Annotated in this window: 3 protein-coding genes; 2 read left to right on the top strand and 1 reads right to left on the bottom strand. The window is 61.6% G+C overall.

All coding sequences use genetic code 11. The features are described from left to right. Positions 1-421 precede the first annotated feature (421 nt). On the bottom strand, positions 422-1,510 hold the full coding sequence (locus ABYO54_RS15545) for a tetratricopeptide repeat protein (RefSeq protein ID WP_372809147.1): 1,089 nt from the start codon (positions 1,508-1,510) through the stop codon (positions 422-424). A gap of 207 nt (positions 1,511-1,717) precedes the next feature. On the opposite strand from ABYO54_RS15545, the gene aroC reads away from it, so the two are divergent. Together aroC and ABYO54_RS15535 are read left to right on the top strand one after the other, a co-directional pair. Further along, complete coding sequence (gene aroC, locus ABYO54_RS15540; RefSeq protein ID WP_372809146.1) at positions 1,718-2,803, top strand: chorismate synthase; 1,086 nt, start codon at positions 1,718-1,720, stop codon at positions 2,801-2,803. A 90-nt stretch (positions 2,804-2,893) separates the two neighbouring features. Further along, a partial coding sequence (locus tag ABYO54_RS15535) for a radical SAM protein (protein WP_372809145.1) occupies positions 2,894-3,377 on the top strand: 484 nt, incomplete at its 3' end.

Here is a 3,377-nt window from a genome sequence, read left to right as displayed (position 1 = left end):
GAACATAAAGCCGCTCGGCGGGGCAGGCCAGCGGCCTGCGGTACGAATGCCTTACCGCCCGCTTCGAGCGGGCTCCCGGAGCCGCCGATCTGGCGGAAATGCGGGTTGTACCGCCGGCGGCTCTCCTGCTCCACGCAAAGGGAAACGCGCTTAAACCAGCGATTGGGTCAAAGGCCTGTCGGCGAAGGCTTGGGTACGGCCGGCGGGAAGATTGTCCTGCGATGCCGGCGGCAACCGCACCCACAGGGTCCGTACCGCAGGCGGCCCTTTTTCTGGCGCATACCGCCACCATGCTGAGGCATGCGCTCAACCGTTTCCGCCCTGCGAGAACAGACGCCCCGCCTGTTCGCGACGGGGCGGTTCGTTTCTTGATTTAGGGTGCATCCCGGCGCGGCCGGGGGGCTGAAACCCGACGAGGAGCCTATTTCGCCGAGCGTCCTTTTTCGACGTATTTCATGAGCGACTGGAATTCCTGCTCGTTGCGCAGAAGGTCGAACTCTTCTTCCGACATCCAGGCCATGGCCAGTTTGGGGTCGGTGAGCTGGACGCCCCGTTGCAGGGCCGCGACGGCGGCTTCGCCGTTGCCGAGCTTGTTTTCGACGCGGGCCAGCACGAAGTAGAGGTTGGCCACATCGGTAACTTCCGCGGTCAGGGTGCGCAGTTGTTCGCCTGCGAGTTCCCAGTTCCCGATCTTGGTCAGGTAGAGGGCGAAGTCGTAGCGGGCGTCGGTGTCGTTCGGCCGCTGGTCGAGATATTGCTCGTAAGCGGAGCAGGCCTCGGCTTCTTTGTTCTGTTTCTTATAGAGGATCGCCATGTTCTTGAGCGCTTCGGCATAGGCCGGCTTGAGCTCGAGCGAACGCTTCAGGTATTGCTCGCCCTTGGCATAGGCTTCGGCCTTGATGCAGGCGGCGCCGAGGTTGTTGAGCACGTCGAAGGTCAGGTCGGCATTGGCGGCGTCTTCCATCAGTTTGAGCGCTTCCATGTTTTTGCCGAGTTGGAAATAGGCCATCGCCAGGGGGACCTTGACGCCTTCGAGCTCCGGCAGGATTTCGAGTGCGTTTTGGTAGTATTCCGCCGCTTCGGCATATTTTCTGGTTTCCAGCGCCTGCTCGGCCAGAATGACGTTGAAGGAGGCTTTTTTCAGCCAAGTGGCATTGAACGGGCGCTCGCCTTCGCCGTCCCATTTCGGGTCGCCGTAGTTGCGGGAAAAGTCCATGACCCATTGCGATTCGGTCGGCAGGGAGTAGCGCGGGATATATTCCTGCTGGATCGTTTCCGGGGCGGTCTGGGCCTGCAGGATGTCCATGTATTCGCGAATGACCACATAAACGAGCGCAACGCCGAGCACCAGCACGGTGGCGCCGAGAACGAAACTGGTGAGCTGATGCCTACGCACCTCGCGCTTGCGCTCCTCCATCATTTCCGACGAAACCTGAGGGGTGAAGTCGTCGCGCGCGGATTGGTCGGTTGCGTAGATGTCTTGTAGATGCTGGCGTCTTTCTGTTTCCATAAATCCCATTCCCATGTTTTGGCGTAGAGAGTCGAATTCTCCATAAAGCCCTTTTCAATGCAACCTTAAACGTGTTTGCGGCGCGCGCCTTCTGTCGGGCGCGGCGGGAAGAATTTCTTGGCTTTTTAGTCCATCTCGCCTTGTTTTGGTGCTATAAAAACGCGCTTTGACCCCAATAGGGCGCAAGCCCGGAACGAAGGAAAAACCATGTCCAGTACAATAGGAACCCTTTACAAGGTATCGACATTCGGCGAATCGCACGGCAAAGCCGTCGGCGCCATCGTGGACGGATGCCCCGCCAACCTGGAGCTGAGCGAGGCCGATATCCAGCCCCAGCTCTCGCGCCGCCGCCCCGGCCAGAGCGACATGACCACCCCGCGCGACGAAGCCGACCAGGTCACCATCCTTTCCGGCACCGAGTTCGGCAAAACCCTCGGCACGCCCATCGGCCTGATGGTCAACAACCGCGACCAGCGCCCCGGCGACTACGGCGAAATGAGCAACGTGCCGCGCCCGTCGCACGCCGACTTTACCTATCAGATGAAATACGGCAACCGCGCCTCCAGCGGCGGCGGACGCTCCAGCGCACGCGAAACCATTGGCCGCGTGGCCGCCGGTGCCATTGCCGAAAAATGGCTGAAGGAGCAGTTCGGCACCCGGATCGTTTCCTGGGTCAGTTCCGTCGGCGACATCGGTGCGCGCGACATGAGCACCGAAGGCCTCACCCGCGAGCAGATCGACGCCAACATCATCCGTTGCCCCGACGAAGCCGCCGCGGCCAGGATGATCGAACTGGTGAAGGCCGTGCGCGACCGCAAGGATTCCGTCGGCGGCGTTTTGACCTGCGTGGCCGAGAATATTCCGGTGGGACTCGGCGAGCCCGTTTTCGAGCGCATGGAGGCCAAGTTGGCGCAGGCCATGTTGTCGATTCCCGCCACCAAGGGGTTCGAGATCGGTTCCGGTTTCAACGGGGCCAAGATGTTCGGCTCGCAGCACAACGATCCGTTCGAGCTGAAGGCCGGCGGACGCCTCGGCACCTCCACCAACCATAGCGGTGGCGTGCAGGGCGGCATTTCCAACGGCGAACCGATCGTCTTCCGCATCGCCTTCAAGCCCCCGGCCACCATCGGGCTGGCGCAGGAGACCTCCACCTTCGAGGGCGAGGCCACCACGCTCGAAGCCAAGGGGCGCCACGATCCCTGCGTTGTCCCTCGCGCCGTCCCGATCGTCGAAACCATGACCGCGCTCGTGCTCATGGATTTCGTGCTGCGCCAAAGCTATCGGAATGCGTGAAGCGTGAGGCGTGAGTCGTGAGGCGTGAGCCGTGAGGCGTGAAGCGTGATTCGGTCGCCTCGATCGGTGCACCGCTTTCAGAAAATATTTATGAGCAGTTCCTCCCAATCCCGCACGCCCGGCCCCCGCACGTTTCACGTGATGGCGAAGCCGATCGGGCCGCAGTGCAACCTGGGTTGCACGTATTGCTTCTACCTCGAAAAGGAAAAGCTCTTTCCGCAGGAGGAGCAGTTCCGGATGCGCGACGAGGTGCTGGAAACCTATGTCCGCAAATATATCCAGAGCCAAAACACGCCGGAGATCGGTTTCGCGTGGCAGGGCGGCGAACCGACCCTGATGGGGTTGGACTTTTTCCGCAAGGTGGTCGCGCTCCAGCGGCAGGCCGCCGGGGGGCGCCCGGTCCATAATTCGTTCCAGACCAACGGCACCTTGCTCGACGACGAATGGTGCCGGTTCCTGGCCCGTGAAAAATTCCTGGTCGGCCTGAGTGTCGATGGCCCGGAGCACATCCACAACCGCTACCGCGTCGATAAGGGCGGCCAAGGGTCGTTCGCGCGCGTGATGAATGCGTTGG

This window comes from Pontiella sp., assembly GCF_041622395.1.
Classification (GTDB): Bacteria; Verrucomicrobiota; Kiritimatiellia; order Kiritimatiellales; family Pontiellaceae; genus Pontiella.
The sequence above is the reverse complement of the archived record's forward strand: the minus strand, read 5'-3'. Positions and strand labels throughout refer to the sequence as shown.